Genomic DNA, 19005 nt, shown 5'->3' on the forward strand with positions numbered 1-19005 from the left:
CGCCGCATCAAAGGAGATCGCAGGATGAAGAAGCTCATCAACGCCCCGGAGGACGTCCTCGTCGAGTCCCTGAAGGGCGTCGCCGCCGCACACCCCGAACTCTCGGTCGACCTGGAGAACCACGTCATCACCCGGGCGACACCGAAGGCTCAGGGCAAGGTGGCCGTCGTCTCCGGCGGCGGATCCGGCCATGAGCCCCTGCACGGCGGCTACGTCGGCACCGGCATGCTCGACGCGGCCGTCGCCGGCGAGGTCTTCACCTCGCCCACCCCCGACCGCGTGCAGGTCGCCACCCAGGCGGTCGACCGCGGCGCCGGCGTGCTGCACATCGTCAAGAACTACACCGGCGACGTGCTGAACTTCGAGATGGCCGCCGAGCTCGCCGCCATGGAAGGGATCGAGGTGGGCACGGTCGTCGTGGACGACGACGTGGCCGTGCAGGACTCGCTCTACACCGCGGGGCGCCGAGGCGTCGGCCTCACGGTCCTGCTGGAGAAGCTCGTGGGGGCCGCTGCGGAGGAGGGCCGCGACCTCGCGGCCGTGGTCGACCTCGCGAAGCGCATCAACGGTCAGGGGCGCTCCATGGGCATGGCCCTCACCAGCTGTACGGTCCCCGCCGCGGGCAAGCCCACCTTCGACCTCCCCGACGACCAGATGGAGATCGGCATCGGCATCCACGGCGAGCCGGGACGCCACCGTGAGCCGCTCGCCCCCGCGTCGGAGATCGCGCGGCAGCTCGTCGAGCCGATCCTGGGCGACCTCGACGCCACCGGGCCTGCGATCGTGATGCTCAACGGCATGGGGGCCACGCCCCTGATCGAGCTCTACCTCATGTACGGCGAGGTCGCGTCGATCCTGGAGAGGTCCGGAGTGCAGATCGCGCGCAACCTGGTCGGCAACTACATCACGTCCCTCGACATGGCCGGGTGCTCCGTCACGGTGCTCAAGGCCGACGACGAGCTGCTGCGGCTGTGGGACGCCCCGGTGATCACCCCCGGCCTGCGGTGGGGCGCGTGATGGCGGCCGTCGGCACCGACGCCCTCGTCGACTGGATCTCCCGGTACCGGGAAGCCGTCACGGCGCAGCGGGACTGGCTCACTGAACTGGACTCCGCCATCGGGGACGCCGATCACGGCGCGAACATGGCGCGGGGCTTCTCGGCGGTCGGGGAGAAGCTCGCGGCGACGACGCCCGCGACGATCGACGAGCTGCTCAAGACCGTCGGCATGACCCTGGTGAGCTCGGTGGGCGGCGCGAGCGGGCCCCTCTACGGCACGTTCTTCCTGCGCATGGGGATGTCCGCCGGTGCGGTCACGTCGCTCGACGGACCGGCGCTCGCCGTCGCGCTCCGGGCGGGCCTCGAGGGCATCGTCGCGCGGGGCAAGCCCGAGGCGGGCGACAAGACGATGTTCGACGCCATGGCGCCCGCGGTGGACGCCTTCGACTCCGCCCTCGCCGGAGGAGCCGATGCCGCGGCTGCCGCCAGGGCGGCGGCGGATGCCGCGGCCGCCGGCCGCGACGCCACGGTGCCGCTCGTCGCCCGGAAGGGCAGGGCGAGCTACCTCGGTGAACGCAGCGCGGGCCACCTCGACCCCGGAGCCGCCTCGACCGCGCTCCTGTTCGAGGCGCTCGCGGCGGCCCTCGCGGACGCCGGATGATCGGGATCGTCGCCGTCTCCCACAGCGCCCGGCTCGGGGAGGCGGCGCTCGAACTCGCCCTGCAGATGGTGCCGGGCGGCGGCGCGCGGGTCCGCGTGGCGGCCGGGGCCGGCGTGGACGCGGACGGCGCGCCCATCCTCGGGACGGACGCCGTCGCGGTGTCGGCGGCGATCGATGAACTCGCCGCCGAGGTCGACGGCGTGCTCGTGCTCATGGACCTCGGGTCGGCCGTGCTGAGCGCCGAGCTCGCGCTGGAGCTGCGCAGCAGCGACGTGCCGGTGCGGCTCGCGCCCGCGCCGTTCGTCGAGGGGCTCCTCGCCGCGGTGGTGGCCGCGGCGGCCGGGGGCGACCTCGATGCGGTCGCCGCTGAAGCCGCGTCGGCCCTCGCCGCGAAGACCGGTCAGCTCGGCCCGACGGACGATGCGACGGCTGAGGACATCGTGACGTCGCCCGCGGAGCGCGCTCCTGACGGGTCGGAGCCGGCCGGGGAGACGGTGTCCCGTCGGGTGCGGGTGCGCAATCCTCTCGGCATCCATGCCCGCCCCGCCGCACTGATCGCGGAAGCGGCGGCGGGCGCGGACGTGCGTCTGCGGCGGTTGCCGGACGGCCCGGAGGCCGCGGCCGGGAGCCTGACCCGGTTGCTCGCACTCGGCGCGCGGCAGGGGACCGAGTTCGAGCTCACGGGTCGGGGAGCGGATGCCGAGGCGGCGATCGACCGCCTGGTCTCGCTCTTCCAGGGAGGATTCGGCGAGGGCGTCGAGACGGACGAGGGCGCCACCGGCGGCCCCGGAACCGCACCCGCGCTCGGCACAGCCGGGGACGACCAGACGGGAGCCCGGGCCGACCACGAACCGGCGCCGACGCCGGAGATCGTCTCCGGATCCGTGCTGCAGGGCCGCGGCGTCAGCCCGGGACGGGTGGCCGCGAGGGCGGTGTCCCTCGCACCGGCACTCCCGGAACCGGATGCCGAGACCGTCGTCCCGCCGGAGGGTCGGGAGGCCGAGGTCTCCACGATCGAGTGGGCGGCGGTCGCCGTCGCCGATCAGCTGCGTTCGCGCGCCGAACGGGCCCGCGGAGAGGCGCGGGCGATCCTGGACGCGTCCCGGCTCCTCGCCTCGGACCCGGAGCTCGTCGCGGAAGCCACCGCCCTCGTGCGCGCTCAGGGCCGCACGGCGGCGCGGGCAGTCTGGGAGACGTCCGCGGCACACGAGGCGGCGCTCGCAGCGCTCGGCGGGAGGATGGCGGAGCGCGCCGCCGACATCCGTGACGTCCGGGACCGCATGATCGCCGAGATCCTCCGGGTGGACATGCCCGGGGTCCCCGAGCGCGATGAGCCGTTCGTGCTCGTCGCGACCGACCTCGCACCCGCCGACACGGCAGCGCTGGACGGCGGGAGCTGCGTCGCTCTCGTGACCGCGGACGGCGGGCCCACGTCGCACACGGCGATCATCGCGCGGGCACTGGGACTTCCCGCCGTGGTCGGGGTGCCAGGGGCGACCGGCATCCCCGAGGGGGCCATGCTCCTCGTCGACGGGGATCGCGGCACGGTCCACGTCGACCCGGACGAGGCGGAGATCGCCGAGGCCCGGGCCGCGGCCGTCGTGGTGACCTTCGACGGGCGGGGTCGTCTCGCCGACGGGACCCGCGTGCCGCTCCTGGCCAACGTCGGGGGCGCCGCGGATGCCGGGAGCGCGGCCGCGGCGCACGCCGAGGGGGTCGGACTCTTCCGCACCGAGTTCTGCTTCCTCGACCGGACAGCGGCGCCGAGCATCGAGGAGCAGGTCGAGGCGTACCGCGGGGTGCTGCGCGCATTCCCCGGGCGGAAGGTCGTCGTGCGCACGCTGGATGCGGGGAGCGACAAGCCGTTGCCGTTCGCGAACGACGACGACGAGGAGAACCCCGCGCTCGGTGTGCGGGGCCTGCGCCTCTCCCGTCGCCGGCCCGCACTCCTCGACGATCAGCTCCGCGCGCTGGCCAGGGCCGCCGATGCGGAATCCGCCGAGGTGGAGGTCATGGCCCCGATGGTCGCCACGGTCGACGAGGCCGCGGACTTCGCGGCGCGGTGCCGTGCCGCGGGGCTGGACAGAGCGGGGATCATGATCGAGACCCCGGCGGCGGCGCTGCTGGCCGCCGAGCTGTTCGAGGTCGTGGACTTCGTGAGTCTCGGGACCAACGATCTCGCGCAGTACACCCTCGCCGCGGACCGGCTGTCCAGTGCGCTCGCCGATCTCAACGATCCCTGGCAGCCGGCGGTCCTGCGGCTCATCGGGACGGTCGGGGCGGCGGGACGCGCGGCGGGCAAGGCCGTCGGCATCTGCGGGGAGGCGGCCGGTGACCCGGCACTCGCCCCCGTGCTGGTCGGGCTCGGAGCGACCTCGCTGTCGATGACGCCGCGCGCCCTCGGGCGGGTGGCGGCCGCGCTCGATGCCGTGGACGCCGATGCCTGCCGGCGGGCGGCCGAGGGCGCGAGCGGCGCGAGAACCGCGGCGGACGCGCGGCGGGCGGCCGCCGGCGTCCTGAGTCCCGGATCCTGACCGCTATCCTTCCCTCAGGGGCGCGCATCGGTGCGCACGAGACCACTCGGAGGGGTTCATGACGGCTGCGGTGCCCGGGAGGCGGAAGAGGCGCGGCGCGGCGTTCCTCGCGGCGGCGACGGCAGCGGCGCTGATCGCCGTGCCCGGATGCGCGGCGACCCCGGAGGCGACGCCCACGACCGCCTCTCCGGTGACGGAGACGCCGACGCCGGAGCCGTACGACGGCCCGCTCCTGTTCGTGGGGGACGACCTCGACGCCTTCGCGCTCACGCCGGCCGAGGTCGCCGACCTGCTTCCGTCCGCGCCGCCGGCGGGTGAGGTCGACGACATTCTGCTGCAGTACGCGGACGGGGGCGGCCCGGACTTCACCCCGTCCGTGTGCGGGATGCTGATCATGGAGACCTCGATGTTCAGCATCGGGGCGCGCACGGTGCCCTGGGCGGACGCCGAGGACACGCAGAACAGCGGCAAGCAGGAGATCCTCCAGTTCGCGTCGGAGGACGTGGCGGCCGAGCGCATGGATCTGCTCGCCTCGACCGTCGACCGCTGCGCGCAGTTCGACGCTCGGGGTGAAGGCACCTTCAACGCGGTCGCCGTGCCCGATGAGGAGGGCGTGCGGGCTTTCGCCGGCGCGATGACCATGAACTCCGGCGGAAACCCCTGGCGCGTGCACCACGCCTTCGCCGCCGTCGGCAACGTCGTCGTGCACCTGCGGCAGCCGGCGCTCGACGGCTCCGCGTTCGACGCCGAGCGCGCGGCTCTGCTCCTCCGGGATCGGGCGGTCGAGGCGGAAGCCGCTCTCGTCGAGGAGCTCACGGACGACCCGCCGGTCGCCGAGACCCCGGCGCCCGCCGACCCCGCCGCTCCGTGGAGCGACTGGGAGATGACGACGACGGGTGTGGGCCCCCTCGTGCTGGGCACCTCGCGCGAGGAGGCGGTGGCGGCGATCCCGGGGGCCACCGTGGAGGAGTTCGACTGGTCCGACCGGCAGGTGCGCGTCGTGAGCGCCGACGGGACGTCCCGCCTCGTGCTGCACTTCGCCGAGCAGGGGGATGCGCTGGCGGCGGTCGCCGCCGGCATCGCGAACATCCAGGGCGACGTCGAGCCGGACGGCGCCGCGCTGCCCGCCGCCGAGGGAGTCCGGATCGGCGCTCCGCTGACGGAGGCGGTCGCGGCCTTCCCGGAGGGCACGTTCCTCCGCGTGGTCTCGTCCGGCGAGTACTTCTACGAATGGTCCACGCGGGAGGGAGGCACGATCCGCTTCCGCGCGGATCGCGACTTCTCCGACCCGGCGGCGGTGATCACCGGCGTCACCGTGGAGGACGCGACGCTGCGGACGCCGTTCCGGATCGAGTGACCCACCCGCGTCCCCGACACCCTTGCGTTACTGACCGATCGTTCAGTTAGTATGGGCGGACGGGACGCGGTCGTCCCGTCCCAGCGCGACGAGGAGGTCGGCGATGACGGAGGCGACGGATACGGCGGAGGCCGTGCGGCCGAACCGGGCCATGATGGAACGCGACCGGGCCTCGGCGATGCTCGGGCTCGTGGTCGAACGCGACGACCCGGGGCACGCGGTCGTGTCGATGCGCGTCCGTGAGGACATGACCAACGGCTTCCAGATCACCCACGGCGGGCTCGTGTTCGCGCTCGCCGACACCGCCTTCGCGATCGCCTGCAACGAAGACGACCGGGTGACGGTGGCCGCCGGTGCCGACATCTCGTTCCTCAAGCCCACCGTCGCGGGGCAGACGCTCACCGCGACGGCCGTCCGCCGCACCCGCACCGGTCGCTCCGGCCTCTACGACGTGACGGTCGTGGACGAGCAGGGCGACGCGGTCGCCGAGTTCCGCGGCCGCTCCCGCACCACCTCCCAGACCTTCTGATCCGCCGTTCCGAGGAGTCCCCGTGTCGACGATGACCGCCCCCGCCTCCGCCCTCCGCCCGCCGACGACCGACGAGCTCGACCCCGAGGAGCGGATGAGCCGCGCCGAGATCGAGCGCCTGCAGCTCGAGCGCCTCCGGTGGACCGTGCAGCACGCCTATCGCAACGTTCCGCTCTACACGCGGAAGTTCGACGAGGCGGGCGTGCATCCCGACGACATCCGCACGCTCGACGACGTGCACCGGCTGCCCTTCACCACTAAGGACGACCTGCGCGAGACGTACCCGTTCGGGATGTTCGCGGTGCCGATGGCCGACGTCGCCCGCATCCACGCGTCCAGCGGCACCACGGGCCGCCCGACCGTCGTCGGCTACACGCGCGGCGACCTCGACCGCTGGGGGACGCTGGTGGCCCGGTCGCTCCGCGCCAGCGGCATCCGGCGCGGCATGAAGGTGCACAACGCCTACGGGTACGGCCTGTTCACGGGTGGGCTCGGGGCGCATGCCGGCATCGAAGCCCTGGGCGCCACCGTGATCCCGATGTCGGGCGGACAGACCGCCCGGCAGGTGCAGCTCATCCGCGACTTCGAGCCGGACGCGATCCTGTGCACCCCGAGCTACCTCCTCACGATCGCCGACGCGATGGCCGCGCAGGGCATCGACCCGCGGTCCACCTCGCTCCAGGTCGCGGTGCTCGGCGCGGAGCCCTGGACCAACGAGATGCGGCACGAGCTGGAGCAGCGGCTCGGCATCGACGCCCTCGACATCTTCGGGCTCAGCGAGGTGATGGGGCCGGGCGTCGGCAACGAGTGCCTCGAGACCAAGGACGGCCCGCATCTGTGGGAGGACCACTTCCTGCCCGAGGTGATCGACGGCGACTCCCTGCAGGCGCTGCCGGACGGCGAACGGGGCGAGCTCGTCTTCACCTCGCTCACCAAGGAGGCGTTCCCCGTCATCCGCTACCGCACGCGCGACATCACCCGCCTGCTCCCCGGCACGGCGCGTCCGGGTATGCGGCGGATGGAGAAGGTCACCGGGCGCAACGACGACATGATCATCCTGCGCGGCGTCAACCTCTTCCCGACGCAGATCGAGGAGCTGGTGCTCGGGATCGAGCAGCTCACGCCGCACTTCATCCTGGAGCTGACGAAGGAAGGGCGGATGGACGCCCTCACCGTCCGTATCGAGCGACACCCCGACCTGTCCGTGGAGACGTGCGAGGCGGCGGCGCAGGTGCTGGTGCAGCGCATCAAGGTGTTCATCGGCTCGTCGGTCGCCGTACGGCTGGAGGAGCCGGGTGCACTGCCGCGCAGCGAGGGCAAGTACAAGCGCGTCTACGACCTGCGCTGACACGCGGGGGTCTCGGCGTCGACCTCCGCGATGCGCGCGGCGGGCGGTGCGAGACTGAGGGGGATGTCCGAGATGCAGACCACGCGGCGCGGCCGCCCCGGGTACGACCAGCAGGGGATCCTCGCCGTCGCGGTGGCCGCCTTCAACGAGCACGGCTACGACGCGACCTCGATCGGGATGCTCGCCGAGCGCCTCGGGCTGTCGAAGTCGGCGATCTACCATCACTTCGGGTCGAAGGACGAGATGCTCGACCGCGCCCTCGACAGCGCCCTCGGCGGGCTGGAGGCGGTGGTCGACGCGCCCCTCCCGGACAGCGGGGGAGCCGCCGATGCGGTCGCCCGCCTGGAGCACGTGCTCCGCGGGGCCGTTCATGTGCTCGTGGACCAGCTCCCCGCCGTGACGCTGCTGCTGCGCGTGCGCGGGAACACCGACGTCGAGCGCCGCGCCCTCACCCGGCGCCGGGCGTTCGACCGTCGCATCACGGCCCTCGTCGCGGAGGCGCAGGCCGAGGGCGCCCTGCGCTCCGACATCGACGCGGCCGTCGTCGCCCGCCTGACGTTCGGCATGATCAACTCGATCGTGGAGTGGTACCGTCCCGGCGGTCGCGAGGACGCCGATCGTCTCGCCGACGACGTCGTCGCGATCGCCCTCGACGGCCTCCGCCACCCCTGACCCCGAAACCCCGTCTTCGCGCCGAGGCCCCGCCGTGTCCGCGTGGGAAGGGCGGGGCCTCGACGAGAACCCGGGGGCTCGGGATCAGGCGGGGGTGAGCTCCTTCGCGACGAGAGTCAGGACGTCGTAGGTCGCGACGAGCTCGTCGTCCTGGTTCTTCAGGACCGCGTCCCAGCGCACCTCGCCGTACTCGTCGGTCTCCCGCGGCGTGATCTGCTTGGCGGTGAGCTCGACGCGGATCTCGTCGCCGGGGGACACCGGGGTCACGAAGCGCAGGTTCTCCAGCCCGGAGTTCGCAAGCACGGGACCGGGAGCCGGATCGACGAAGAGCCCGGCCGCCCACGACACCAGCAGGTAGCCGTGGGCCACGCGTCCGGGGAAGAACGGGTTCGCCGCCGCCGACGCCTCGTCCATGTGCGCGTAGAACGTGTCGCCCGTGAACGCCGCGAACGTCTCGATGTCGTCGAGGGTGACGGTGCGCGAGGGGCTGACGACCTGATCGCCGATGCGCAGCTCCGCCAGCGACTTCCGGAAGGGGTGCACGCCGTCGTCGGTGTCGAACGGGCGGGCCGAGGCCCCCTGGTGCCAGACGCCGGTGAGCGCGGTCATCATCTCCGGGGAGCCCTGCACCGCGGTGCGCTGCATGTGGTGCAGCACCGCCCGGATGCCGCCGAGCTCCTCGCCGCCGCCGGCGCGACCGGGGCCGCCGTGCACGAGGTTCGGGAGCGGGGAGCCGTGGCCGGTCGAGCTGCGGGCGTCGTCGCGGTCGAGGAAGAGCACGCGGCCGTTGTACGCGGCGATCCCCGCGGCGAGCGTGGTCGCGACCTCCGGGTCGTGCGTCGCGACACTCGTCACGAGCGAGCCGCCGCCCCGGGCCACGAGCGAGGCCGCCTCGTCCAGCGTGCGGTAGCCGAGGATGCTGGAGACGGGGCCGAACGCCTCGATCTCGTTCACGGCGGGGCTCGTCGCATCGGTGAAGCGCAGGAGCATCGGCGCCACGAACGCGCCGTCCTCCGCCGGGCCCTCGCTGCCGTCCGCACGGCGGACCGTCGGCGTCTCGGGGGAGCCGATCACGAGCTCGCCGCCGCCCTCGCGGAGTCGCGCCACCTGCCGGAGCACCTCGTCGCGCTGGGCCGTCGAGGCGAGCGGTCCCATGGTCACGCCCTCGGCGCGCGGGTCGCCCACGACGATCCGCGCGGCGAGCCGGTCGCGCACGGCGGCGATCACGTCGTCCACCGCGTCCTCCGGCACGATCGCCCGCCGGATCGCGGTGCACTTCTGCCCGGCTTTCGACGTCATCTCCGCGACGAGCTGCTTCACGTAGGCGTCGAACTCCGGCGTGCCGGTCGCCGCATCCGTGCCGAGGACCGAGGCGTTGATCGAGTCGGTCTCGCTGGTGAAGCGGACCCCGCCGGTCTGCACCGCGTCGTGAGCCCGCAGCCGCTCCGCCGTCGACGCCGAGCCGGTGAACGCGACGAGGTCGCCGAGGCGCAGGTGCTCGAAGAGGTCGGGCACGCTGCCGGACACGAGCTGCAGCGACCCCTCGGGCAGCAGACCCGATTCCACCATCACGCGCACCATGGCCTCGGTGAGGTAGCCGGTGGGGGTGGCGGGCTTCACGACCGTGGGGACACCGGCGAGGAAGGCCGGCGCGAACTTCTCCAGCGAGCCCCACACGGGGAAGTTGAAGGCGTTGATCTGCACCGCCACCCCGGGCAGCCGGGTGTAGATGTGCCGACCGAGGAAGGAGCCGTCCCGGGACAGGTTCTCCACGGCGCCGTCGACGTAGACCTTCGCATTCGGCAGCTCGCGGCGGCCCTTGCTGGAGTACGCGAAGAGCACGCCGATGCCGCCGTCGATGTCGACCCAGGAGTCCTGCGCGGTGGCGCCGGTGCGGCTGGAGAGCGCGTACAGCTCCTCCTTGCGGGCGGTCAGCGCGAGCGCGAGCTGCTTGAGCAGCACGGCGCGCTGGTGGAACGTGAGCTCGCCGAGCGCGGCCTGGCCGGTGGTGCGGGCGTAGTCGAGCGTCGCGCCGAGGTCGAGACCGGTGGTGGAGACGCGGGCCACCGTCTCCCCGGTCGAGGCGTCGCGCACCGCGGTGGCGTCCGCGTCGGAGGCGGGCGTCCACCAGGAGCCCTGCACGTAGCTGGGGAGGATCTCGGTCATGGGGGTTCCTTTCATCAGTCGTCCCATTCGTAGAAGCCGCGTCCGCTCTTGCGGCCGAGGTGCCCCTCCGCCACGAGGCGGCGCAGCAGGGTCGGGGGTTCGAAGCGCGAGCCGAGCTGCGCCGCGAGGTACTCGGCGATGCCGAGCCGGACGTCCAGCCCGACGATGTCGGTGAGTCGGAGCGGCCCCACCGGGTGCTTGTAGCCCAGGGTCATGGCGGCGTCGATGTCGGCGGCGGAGGCGACGCCGTCCTCGAGCATCCGGATCGCCTCGAGGCCGAGGGCGACGCCCAGCCGTGACGAAGCGAAACCCGGGGCGTCGGCGACGACGATGGGCGTCTTCCCCAGCGCGCGGACCCAGGAGGTGGCGTCCGCGACCAAAGTCTCCGCGGTCGCGCCGCCACGGACCACCTCCACGAGGGTCGAGGCGGGCACCGGGTTGAAGAAGTGCATCCCGAGGAAGCGCTCGGGGCGGTCGAGCACCGCCGCGAGCTCGTCGATCGAGATGGACGACGTGTTGGACGCGAGGGCCGCGTCGTCGGCGAGGTGGCGCTCGACGCGGGTGAGGGCGTCGATCTTGAGCGCCAGCTCCTCCGGGACGGCCTCGACGACGAGGGTGCAGTCCGCGAACAGGGCGGCGTCGGTCCCGGTCGCGAACCGGGCCCGGTAGGCCTCGCCCGTCTCGATCGCCGTGCCGCGGGCGAGCGAGGCGTCGATCGACCCGTGCACGCGGGCGGCGGCGGCCGCGGCGGCGGCGTCGTCCCGCTCGACCACCGTCACGGGGGCTCCGGCGAGGAGGAAGGCGTGGGCGATGCCGGCGCCCATGCGTCCACCGCCGAGCACGCCGACACGGGCCGGGGCTGCGGCTTCGGGGGAGGCGGGCGTGCTCATCGGTCTCTCCGTTCCAGGAAGGCGGTCATGCGACGGTGCTTCTCCGGGCTCTCGAACAGCGCGGCCTGCTCCTCGAGGTCGACCGCGGGGTGCTGGTCGCGCGGCGCCCGGAACACCCGCTTGGTCGCGATGGTCGCCGCGGGGTCGTTGCGGGCGATGCGGTCGGCGACCGCGTGGGCGGCGGCGAGGAGGTCGGCGACCTCGTGCAACGAGGAGACGAGACCGATGCGGACCGCTTCCTCGGCGTGCACCGTGCGGCCGGTCAGCAGCAGCTCGATGGCGCGGGCGTCGCCCACGATCTCCTTGAGGCGCCAGCTCGCTCCGGCGGCGGCGAGGATGCCCAGGCCGGTCTCCGGGTTGCCGATCTTCAGGGTCGGCGTCGCGAGGCGGATGTCGGCGGCATACGCGAGTTCCGCGCCACCGCCGAGCGCGTAGCCGTCGATCGCGGCGATGACGGGCATCGGCAGCTCCGCGACGCGGACGAACGCGTGGGCGTTGATGCCGCGGCGGGCGTCGTCGGCGCGACGGTCCCGGAGCTCGGCGATGTCGGCGCCCGCCGCGAACACCCCGTCGGCGCCGGTGAGGATGAGCGTGCGCGGCGTCTCCTCCAGCTCGGCGCACAGCGCGTGCAGCGCGTCGATCGTGGCCTGGTCGATCGCGTTGCGCTTGTGCGGACGGTTCAGGGTCGCGACGACGCGGTCCGCGGTGCGGGTGACGAGCAGCGGCTCGTCCGCGCCGCTCACACCTTCTCCAGGATCACGGCCGCGCCCTGGCCGACGCCGACGCACATCGTGGCGAGGCCGTAGCGGGAGTCCTCGCGCTCCATGCGTCCCATCAGCGTCACGAGCAGGCGCGAGCCGGACGAGCCGAGTGGGTGCCCGAGAGCGATGGCGCCGCCGTCGGCGTTCACGCGGTCCTCATCGAGGCCCAGCCGCCGGATGCAGGCGAGCGACTGCGAGGCGAACGCCTCGTTGAGCTCCACGGCGCCGATGTCGTCGAGGGAGAGCCCCGAACGGCGCAGCGCCTTCTCCGTCGCGGGGACCGGTCCGAGTCCCATGATCTCCGGAGCCAGGGCGGCGGAGGTGCCGACGACGATCCGGGCGCGGGGCGTCAGCCCGTGGCGCTCGACGGCTTCGGCGCTCGCCACGAGCACGGCCGAGGCGCCGTCGTTGAGGGCGCTGGAGTTGCCGGCCGTGACGACCTCTCCGCCGGCCACGACGGGACGGAGGCGCGCGAGCACCTCGAGGGTGGTATCCGGGCGCGGCCCCTCGTCGACGAGCACCTCGCCGTCGCGGACCGGCACGCCGACGATCTCCGGGGCGAAGCGGCCGGCGGCGATCGCGGCGGCGGCGCGCTGCTGCGAGCGGACGGCGAAGGCGTCGGCCTCGGCGCGTGTGATGCCGTCGACCCGGGCGACCTCCTCCGCGGTCTCCGGCATCGTGAAGGTGGCCTTGTCGCGTGCGGCGAGGCGCGGGTTCGGGAAGCGCCAGCCGATCGAGGTGTCGAAGGCGGCGCCGGGCTTCGCCCACGCCTTCTCCGGCTTGGCCTGCACCCAGGGGGCGCGGGTCATGGACTCGACGCCCCCGGCGACGAGGAGATCGGCGTCGCCCGCGCGGATCGCCTGTGCGGCCATGGTGACGGCGGACATCCCGGAGGCGCACAGGCGGTTGACCGTGATGCCCGGCACGGTGTCGGGGAGGCCGGCGAGGAGCACGGCCATCCGGGCGACGTTCCGGTTGTCCTCTCCGGCCTGGTTGGCGGCGCCGAGGATGACCTCGTCCAGCTCCGTACGCGCCGGGTCGAGCCCGGCGCGGCGCACGGCCTCGCCGACGACGAGCGCCGCGAGGTCGTCGGGACGGACGGCGGAGAGGGAGCCGCCGTAGCGGCCGACCGGGGTGCGGACCCCTCCGACGAGGTAGGCCTCTGGCATGCGGATCTCCTGACTTCGTCGTCCTGGTGTGGTCCGGGAGCGGCCGGTCGTGAATTACTGACCGATCGTAAGGTAATTATGGCACAGGCGCACGGCCGGCCGCGATCCCGGACCAGGAGTCAGACGCTGAGATCCACGCCCTTCGTCTCCTTCACCAGCGAGACGCCGATGAGCGAGATGATCGACGCGACCGCGATGTAGACGCCGATCGTCCACGCGGCGTGGAACTGGTTCAGCAGCGCCTCCGCGATCATCGGTGCGAACGCGCCGCCGAGGATGGCCCCGAGGGCGTAGCCGATCGAGACGCCCGAGTAGCGCACGTTCGCGGGGAACATCTCGGCGTACAGCGCCGCCTGCGGGCCGTACGAGAGTCCAAGCGCGAACGTCATGACGAACAGGGCGACGAAGTACCAGACGATGTTCGCGGTGTCGATGAGGAACCACATCGGGATGGCCCACACGGCGAGGGCGACGTAACCGATCTGGAACGTGCGGATGCGGCCGAGGCGGTCGGACAGCGCGCCGCCCCACAGTGTGAAGATCAGCCAGCCGAACGAGGCGAGCGTGGTCGCCAGCAGCACCGGCGGGCGCTCCATGCCGAGAGCCGTGACGGCGTACGTCGCGAAGAACGCGATCAGCAGGTATCCGGCGGCGTTGTTGGCGATGAAGATGACGGCCGTGAGCACGACCTGCTTCGTGTGCGCGCGGAAGAGCTGCCCGAGCGGCGCCGAGGCCTCCTTGCGGCGGCGACGGAGGTCTTCGAACACGGGGCTCTCGTCGACCGCGCGACGGATGACGTAGCCGACCGCGATGAGCACGATCGAGAGCAGGAACGGGATGCGCCAGCCCCATTCGAGGAAGGCCTCGGGGGACATCGAGCTCGTGAGGGCCCAGAGGGTGAACGTGGCGAGGATCATGCCGACCGGCACGCCGATCTGCGGGAACGCGCCGAACAGGCCGCGTCGCGCCGTCGGTGCGTGCTCGACGGCCATGAGGGCTGCGCCGCCCCATTCGCCGCCGGCCGAGAAGCCCTGCAGGATGCGCAGGAGGATCAGGAGGATCGGGGCGGCGACGCCGATGGCGGCGTACGTGGGCAGCAGACCGATGAGGGAGGTGGACAGCCCCATCATCACGAGGGTGAAGACGAGCATCTTCTTCCGGCCGAGCTTGTCGCCGAGGTGTCCGGCGACGATAGCGCCGAGTGGGCGGAACAGGAACGAGATGCCGATGGTCGCGAAGGAGAGCACCTGGGCGAGCCCGGGGCTCGACTCCGCGATGGGGGCGAGGAAGAGCGGGGCGAGCACGAGGCCCGCCGCCTGGGCGTAGATGAAGAAGTCGTACCATTCGATCGACGTCCCCACGAGGGTGCCGGCGAGGACGCGCCGCTCCTCGGCGGGCATCCTTCCGGTCGACGAGGCGGCTGCGGTGGCTGAGGTCATGCGAACTCCGTTGTTCTGCGAGGGGGAGCGCCGACGCGGGTACGTCGGCGATGACTTACCGAATGATCGGTCAGTAATCGCCGAGCGTAGCGTATCGGCGCTCCGCCCACGAGGGTTCGCCGGCCGGTCGACCTCAGACCCGCCCGAAGGCGCGGAGCGGATGCTCGATGAGCTCCACCACGCGGCGGAGGAATCCGGCCGCATACCCGCCGTCGCAGACGCGGTGGTCGAACACGAGCGAGAGCTGGACGATGCGACGCGGCACGATCGCCCCGTCCACGACCCAGGGCCGCTCGATGATCCGGCCGATGCCGAGGATCGCGACGTCGGGGTGATTGATGATCGCCGCGGAGCCGTCGACGCCGAGCCCGCCGTAGTTGTTGAGCGTGAAGGTCGATCCGCGGAGCCGCTCGGGCGGGAGCGTGCCGGCGCGCGCGGTGGCCGCGAGCTCGCGCAGGGCGGCGTCGAGGTCGGCGACCGTGAGCCGGTGCGCGTGCGGGACGACCGGGACGAGGAGGCCGCGTTCGGTGTCGGCCGCGACGCCGAGGTTCACGCCGTCGAACGAGATCAACTCGGAGCCGTCGTCGCTGAGCCGCGAGGCGAGGACCGGGTAGTCCTCCAGTGCGAGCAGCACGAACCGCGCGAGGAGCGCCGTGATCGACGGGGCCTTCGCGCCCTCGGGAGCCATCCGCCCGCGGAGGTCCCAGAGCTCGGTGGCGTCGACGTCGACCCACACGGTGGCCTCGGGGATCTCCGAGCGGCTCTGGGCGAGCCGGGCGCTCACGGTACGGCGCAGCGGGGACAGGCGCTCGCGGCTGCGGACCGGGAGGCCGTCGATCTCGCCGGTGGGAGCGGTCGCGGAGGTCGGCGCCGGGGCCGCGGCGACGCCGTCCACCGCATGGTCCACGGCGGCGCGCAGCACGTCGGCGCGCGTGATCGCCCCGTCCGCTCCGGTGGGGGAGATCGCGTGCACGTCGAGGCCCAGATCCCGGGCGAGGCGCCGCACGAGTGGCGACCGCACGGCGACCGGCGCGGGTCGCGCGGCGTCGCGGGGGGCCGGTGCGGGCGACTCCGGAGCGGTCGCGGCGGGTGCGGCGGGTGCGGGTGCTGACGAGGCGGGTGCCGGTGCGGGGCGTGGCGCCACGGGGCGGCGTCGCCGACCCGTCGAGGCGGACGCGGAGGTGCCGTACCCGATGAGGACGTTGCCCGACCCCGCCCGCTCCTCCTGCCGGTACGCCTCGTGCTCGGGCTGCGCGGCGGGGGCCTGCGGCGCGGACGTGGTCTCCTCGCTGCCGGGGTCGGCGACCTCCAGCACCGGGGCCCCGACGTCGATGGTGTCGCCGGGTGTGCCGTGCAGCGCCGTCACAACGCCCGCGAACGGCGAGGGCAGTTCCACGACGCTCTTCGCGGTCTCGACCTCGGCGATGGCCTGGTCGGTCGCGATCGTGTCGCCGACGGACACCAGCCACTGCACGAGGCCGGCCTCGGTGAGTCCCTCGCCGAGGTCGGGGAGGCGGAACACGCGGGTCGCGGTCTTCACCGGGGTGCTCATGCTTCGTCCTCCCAGTGCAGCGTGTCGATCGCGTCGAGCACCCGATCGACGTCCGGCAGGTACCAGTGCTCGAACTTCGGCGGCGCGTAGGGGGTGTCGAAACCGGTCACCCGCCGCACCGGGGCCTCCAGGTACTCGAAGCAGCGCTCGAACACCCGGGCCTGGATCTCGGAGGCGACGCTGACGAATCCCGGGGCCTCGGCGATCACGACCGCGCGTCCCGTGGACCGCACCGCCGCGGTGACCGTCTCGTCGTCGAAGGGGGAGAGGGAGCGCACGTCGACCACCTGCACGCTGCGCCCTTCGCCCGCGGCGACCTCAGCCGCCTCCAGCGCGAGCGGCACGGAGGCTCCGTACGCGAGGAGGGTCACGTCGGTGCCCTCCCTGGCGATGCGCGCCGCGCCGATCTCCGCCGTCACGGCGGTGTCGACCTCGCCCTTCGACCAGTAGAGCTTCTTGGGCTCGAGGAAGACCACCGGGTCCGGCGCGGCGATGGCCGCCCGGAGCAGCGAGTAGGCGTCCTGCGGGGTGGACGGGCTCACGACGGTGAGGCCGGGCGTGTGCGCGTAGTACGCCTCGGACGAGTCGCAGTGGTGCTCGACGCCCCCGATGCCGCCGCCGAACGGGATGCGGATCACGAGCGGCATGCGCATCCCGCCGCGGGTGCGGTTGCCGAGCTTCGCGACATGGCTGACGATCTGCTCGAACGCGGGCAGGGCGAAGGCGTCGAACTGCATCTCGACCACGGGGCGCATCCCGTTCATCGCCATGCCGACGGCGGTGCCGATGATGCCGGACTCCGCGAGCGGGGTGTCGAAGCAGCGGTCCTCGCCGAAGCGGGCGGTGAGTCCGTCCGTGATGCGGAAGACGCCGCCGAGGGCTCCCACATCCTCTCCGAACACGACCACGTCGGGGTCGGCGGCGAGGGCGTCGGCGAGAGCGCGGTTGAGGGCGGCGGCCATGGTCATGGTCGTGGTGGTGCCGGCGTCCGTCGCGACCGGCGTCTCGTGCTCGGCGATGGTCATCGGGGGCCTCCGGTCGTCATCGTCTCGGCGGGGTGGGAGCGCTCGATCTCCTCCCGGAGGAGCTGCCACTGCTCCTCACGCTGCGGCGAGCGGGTCGCGGTCACGAAGCGGAAGAGGTCTTCCGGGTCGAGCTCCGCATCGGTGTTCAGGGCGGTGCGCATGGCGGCGGCGATCTCCTCCGCACCCGCGGCGAAGCGCTCTTCTGCCTCGTCGTCCAGCGTCCCCGTCGCGGTGAGGTGCGCGCGCAGGCGGAGCAGCGGATCGCGGGCGAGCCAGGCCTGCACCTCCTCGCGTTCGCGATAGCGGGTGTCGTCGTCGGCGTTGGTGTGCGCCTGCATGCGGTACGTGTGGGCCTCGACGAGAGAGGGGCCGCCGCCGGCGCGGGCGCGGTCGACGGCCTCCGTGAGCACCGCGAGGACCGCGGCCACGTCGTTGCCGTCGACGCGCTGTCCCGGCATGCCGTAGCCGACCGCCTTATGGGCGAGGGAGGGGGCGGCGGTCTGCCGGGAGAGGGGGACCGAGATTGCGAACTCGTTGTTCTGCACGAAGAACACGACGGGCACGTGGAACACCGCCGCGAAGTTCATCGCCTCGTGGAAGTCGCCCTCGCTCGTCGCGCCGTCGCCGCAGAGCGCGAGCACCACGGTGTCCTCGCCGCGGTGCTTCGCCGCCTGCGCGAAGCCGACCGCGTGCAGCAGCTGGGTCGCGAGTGGGGTGGCCTGCGGGGCGACGCGGTGCGCACGCACGTCGTAGCCCGAGTGCCAGTCGCCCTTGAGGAGCACCATCGCCTCCGCGGGAGCGACGCCGCGGGCGATCACGGCGACCGAGTCGCGGTACGTGGGGAAGAGCCAGTCGGTGTCGCCGAGCACCATCGCCGCGGCCACCTGGCAGGCCTCCTGGCCGTGCGACGACGGGTAGACCGCGAGGCGGCCCTGGCGCACGAGCGCGCCGGCCTGATCGTTGATGCGGCGGCCTTCGACGAGGCCGCGGTAGGCCGCCAGCAGGACGTCGGCGGCGGGGAGCGCGTAGGTCTCGTCGGGGAGGGTGGTCCCGTCCTCGGCGACCAGTCGTACCGCGGTGTCCCGCGGGAGCATGTCGTGGGGGTGCATCCGTCCGCCTTCCTTGCCGAACTCGATGAGGACAGCATGCCGCGCGTGTGACAGTCATCCAAGATCCGTCGCGGGATCGTGGACGATTGCTCGCGACGTGCCACAATGGCTTCCGAAATGTCAGGATTTCCCGGACGGGAGAGGGGTGCCATGGCGGCGCTGGACGAGACGGATCGCGCGATCCTCGCGGAGCTGCGGCGGGATGCGCGGGCGTCCATGACCGCGATCGCCGAGGCGGTGCACATCTCCCGCGCGGGGGCGCATGCCCGCATCAAGCGGCTCAGCGACGCCGGGGTGATCACGGGGTACACCGTGCGCACCGACCCCGTGCTGCTGGGGCATCACGCGAGCGCGTACGTGACCCTCGCGATCGAACAGGCCACGTGGCAGGAGGTGAGCGCGCGGCTCCGGGCGATCCCGGAGATCGAGCACATGGCGCTCGTCGGCGGCGACTTCGACGTGCTGCTGCTCGTGCGCGCCAACGACGCCCGCGACCTGCGCCGCATCGTGCTGGAGGACATCCAGGCGATCCCGTCGATCCGCTCGACCCGGACGATCCTGATCTTCGAGGACTTCGACCGGGCGTGACGGTTGTGTCCTGCGACGGGGGTCGTTGGGGTGCGACGGGCGTCGGTGCCGCGGGTCGTGGGTGGGGTGCGGGGGTCGTGCCGGGAAGCGGCGGATTTCGGCGGCGGCATGCTGTGCGGATGGTGTTGTGATGCGGAGGGTTGATCACGGGTCTGTTCGTGTGCAGGAGGAGTCCTTCGCGCGTACTGGAATATCACTCTGAACAGGG

16 protein-coding genes are annotated in these 19005 nt (G+C 73.0%); 8 read left to right on the plus strand and 8 right to left on the minus strand.

Annotated features, from left to right (window positions below):
- Window positions 1–24: 24 nt before the first annotated feature.
- The 7 genes from dhaK to IZR02_RS04635 all read left to right on the plus strand — a co-directional run bounded on the left by dhaK (window position 25) and on the right by IZR02_RS04635 (window position 8098).
- Window positions 25–1017 carry a dihydroxyacetone kinase subunit DhaK gene (gene dhaK / locus IZR02_RS04605; protein ID WP_025103834.1) on the plus strand — a complete coding sequence of 331 codons (993 nt, stop codon included), beginning with the start codon at window positions 25–27 and terminating at the stop codon, window positions 1015–1017.
- Window positions 1017–1658: a dihydroxyacetone kinase subunit DhaL gene (gene dhaL, locus IZR02_RS04610; RefSeq protein WP_025103835.1), complete on the plus strand. Its 642-nt coding sequence runs from the start codon at window positions 1017–1019 to the stop codon at window positions 1656–1658. The genes dhaK and dhaL overlap by 1 nt, the downstream gene beginning before the upstream one ends.
- Entirely contained in the window at window positions 1655–4192 is a 2538-nt protein-coding gene (gene ptsP, locus IZR02_RS04615; RefSeq protein ID WP_025103836.1) for a phosphoenolpyruvate--protein phosphotransferase, read from the plus strand. Before dhaL ends, ptsP begins: the two co-directional genes overlap by 4 nt.
- A gap of 58 nt (window positions 4193–4250) precedes the next feature.
- Window positions 4251–5549, plus strand: a complete 1299-nt coding sequence (locus IZR02_RS04620) for a sensor domain-containing protein (RefSeq protein ID WP_025103837.1) — start codon at window positions 4251–4253, stop codon at window positions 5547–5549.
- 103 nt (window positions 5550–5652) lie between these two features.
- Complete coding sequence (paaI, locus tag IZR02_RS04625; RefSeq protein ID WP_025103838.1) at window positions 5653–6078, plus strand: hydroxyphenylacetyl-CoA thioesterase PaaI; 426 nt, start codon at window positions 5653–5655, stop codon at window positions 6076–6078.
- 31 nt (window positions 6079–6109) lie between these two features.
- Complete coding sequence (gene paaK / locus IZR02_RS04630) at window positions 6110–7426, plus strand: phenylacetate--CoA ligase PaaK (RefSeq protein WP_029989374.1); 1317 nt, start codon at window positions 6110–6112, stop codon at window positions 7424–7426.
- A gap of 63 nt (window positions 7427–7489) precedes the next feature.
- A complete protein-coding gene (locus tag IZR02_RS04635; protein ID WP_025103840.1) occupies window positions 7490–8098 on the plus strand; it encodes a TetR/AcrR family transcriptional regulator in 609 nt (202 codons plus the stop codon).
- Window positions 8099–8182: 84 nt separating this feature from the next.
- Here IZR02_RS04635 and paaZ read toward each other — a convergent pair whose 3' ends face one another.
- The 8 genes from paaZ to IZR02_RS04675 form a co-directional block, all read right to left on the minus strand.
- Window positions 8183–10264 carry a phenylacetic acid degradation bifunctional protein PaaZ gene (paaZ, locus tag IZR02_RS04640; protein WP_025103841.1) on the minus strand — a complete coding sequence of 694 codons (2082 nt, stop codon included), beginning with the start codon at window positions 10262–10264 and terminating at the stop codon, window positions 8183–8185.
- 14 nt (window positions 10265–10278) lie between these two features.
- The gene (locus IZR02_RS04645) at window positions 10279–11154 is read right to left on the minus strand and encodes a 3-hydroxyacyl-CoA dehydrogenase family protein (protein ID WP_025103842.1); all 876 of its coding nucleotides are present in this window, start codon (window positions 11152–11154) and stop codon (window positions 10279–10281) included.
- Entirely contained in the window at window positions 11151–11897 is a 747-nt protein-coding gene (locus IZR02_RS04650; RefSeq protein WP_082758488.1) for an enoyl-CoA hydratase/isomerase family protein, read from the minus strand. The genes IZR02_RS04645 and IZR02_RS04650 overlap by 4 nt, the downstream gene beginning before the upstream one ends.
- Window positions 11894–13084, minus strand: a complete 1191-nt coding sequence (locus IZR02_RS04655) for a thiolase family protein (protein ID WP_025103844.1) — start codon at window positions 13082–13084, stop codon at window positions 11894–11896. Before IZR02_RS04655 ends, IZR02_RS04650 begins: the two co-directional genes overlap by 4 nt.
- Before the next feature lie 119 nt (window positions 13085–13203).
- Window positions 13204–14523: an MFS transporter gene (locus tag IZR02_RS04660; RefSeq protein WP_025103845.1), complete on the minus strand. Its 1320-nt coding sequence runs from the start codon at window positions 14521–14523 to the stop codon at window positions 13204–13206.
- Window positions 14524–14656: 133 nt separating this feature from the next.
- Window positions 14657–16075 carry a dihydrolipoamide acetyltransferase family protein gene (locus IZR02_RS04665; protein ID WP_025103846.1) on the minus strand — a complete coding sequence of 473 codons (1419 nt, stop codon included), beginning with the start codon at window positions 16073–16075 and terminating at the stop codon, window positions 14657–14659.
- The gene (locus IZR02_RS04670) at window positions 16072–17100 is read right to left on the minus strand and encodes an alpha-ketoacid dehydrogenase subunit beta (RefSeq protein WP_025103847.1); all 1029 of its coding nucleotides are present in this window, start codon (window positions 17098–17100) and stop codon (window positions 16072–16074) included. Before IZR02_RS04670 ends, IZR02_RS04665 begins: the two co-directional genes overlap by 4 nt.
- On the minus strand, window positions 17097–18209 hold the full coding sequence (locus IZR02_RS04675) for a thiamine pyrophosphate-dependent enzyme (RefSeq protein ID WP_025103848.1): 1113 nt from the start codon (window positions 18207–18209) through the stop codon (window positions 17097–17099). Before IZR02_RS04675 ends, IZR02_RS04670 begins: the two co-directional genes overlap by 4 nt.
- Before the next feature lie 150 nt (window positions 18210–18359).
- Between IZR02_RS04675 and IZR02_RS04680 the strand changes: the two genes are divergently transcribed.
- Window positions 18360–18797 carry an Lrp/AsnC family transcriptional regulator gene (locus IZR02_RS04680; RefSeq protein ID WP_025103849.1) on the plus strand — a complete coding sequence of 146 codons (438 nt, stop codon included), beginning with the start codon at window positions 18360–18362 and terminating at the stop codon, window positions 18795–18797.
- Window positions 18798–19005: the final 208 nt, after the last annotated feature.

It is taken from the genome of Microbacterium paraoxydans (assembly GCF_019056515.1).
GTDB lineage: Bacteria > Actinomycetota > Actinomycetes > Actinomycetales > Microbacteriaceae > Microbacterium.